At 61.2% G+C, this 1321-nt stretch carries 1 protein-coding gene; it reads right to left on the bottom strand.

The window, feature by feature from the left end:
- Positions 1-55: 55 nt before the first annotated feature.
- A complete protein-coding gene (locus HMPREF0178_RS06010) occupies positions 56-1045 on the bottom strand; it encodes an XdhC family protein (RefSeq protein ID WP_009379879.1) in 990 nt (329 codons plus the stop codon).
- Positions 1046-1321 lie beyond the last annotated feature (276 nt).

The following is a 1321-nucleotide window of genomic DNA, read 5'->3' as shown; positions in this document are numbered from 1 at the left end:
GGGGCGGGGAAACCTTTCTCCAGAAAGGTTTCCCCGCCCCTCCCAATCTTCTCTTCTACACCAACCCCCTGCGGGCGGCGATGAGCTCGGCTACGATGGATACGGCGATTTCCTCGGGTGTTTCGGCACCGATTTCGAGGCCGATGGGGCTGTGGACGCGCCCGAAATCTTCTTCGGAAAAACCTTCAGAGCGCAGAAAACTGTAGATGCCGTCACGCTTGCGCTTGCTTCCAATCATGCCGACGTAGTGGGCCGTCGTGTGCATGGCCTGGGAGAGGCATCCCCTGTCGTGGCTGTGCCCGCGCGTGGCAATGACGATATAGTGTTCCGGCCCGATGCCGCAGGCTTCGGCCAGTCCTTTGAATTCAGGCAGGACATGCACGGCGCGGGCAAAGGGGAAACGCGTCGGAGAGGCGTATTCCTCACGGTCGTCGACGGCAATGACCTCAAAGCCGACCTCATGGGCCAGCCTGCCCGTGGCAAGGGAAACGTGCCCGCCGCCGCAGAGTACGACGACGCCCTGATGGATCAGCGGCTCGACATAGACGCGCCTGCCGTCGAGATCAATGCAGGCCGCGCTGTTGCTCCTGACTTGCGCCAGAACGGGGGCGGGCAGAGCCGAGGCGTCCGTGTGGAAGCTGCGCTGAGGCGAGGCGGGCTCGGTAATATCCACGAGCCAGACCCCAAAGGCGGCCCGACTGCGGCAAGCGGCTGCCTGACGGAAAAAGGGAAGCTGCTCGGGCGTGATCCGCTCCACGAGGATATCCACGATGCCGCCGCAGATCATGTCGGCGTCCGGTGTGAATCCGGTCATGTCGAAATGCATCAGGCGGGCGGTTCCGCCCTTGCGGACAGGCAGGCACGCCGCCAGCACGTCCGATTCGACCTGCCCGCCGCCGATGGTCCCGATCACGGACAAGTCCCGCGTGACCAGCATCTGCGCGCCCGCATGGCGCGGGGCGGAACCGGAACGATCGATGATCGTGGCAAGCGCCAGAAATTCTCCCTGTTCAAGATGTTGGGCAATGTCGTTTTCCAGCTTCATGCGAACCGCCTCGTGATGGGAATTCGTTTCCGCAAGATCCCACGGAGGGCCTCACGGATGTAATATATGTTTTGCGATGCATGATGCTACACGCTCTTGCCGGACGGATCAAGGTGAAGCGCAATTTGGAACGCAGCTCACGGAAACGACGCCGGGCCGAAGCAGCGGATTGTCTTCCCGAACTTTATCCCAAACAACGAAAAAACTTCTCGTCAGTATGGCCGGCAACAAGGATTCGATAAGCGCAAAAGTCTTTGAAGAGGGAGGGGGAGAGGT

Source organism: Bilophila sp. 4_1_30, from assembly GCF_000224655.1.
GTDB lineage: Bacteria > Desulfobacterota > Desulfovibrionia > Desulfovibrionales > Desulfovibrionaceae > Bilophila > Bilophila wadsworthia.
The sequence above is the reverse complement of the archived record's forward strand: the minus strand, read 5'-3'. Positions and strand labels throughout refer to the sequence as shown.

What these genes read in the sequence shown, in the direction of transcription:
- HMPREF0178_RS06010 (WP_009379879.1), bottom strand. Translation starts at nt 1,045, where the DNA reads ATGAAGCTGGAAAACGACATTGCCCAACATCTTGAACAGGGAGAATTT.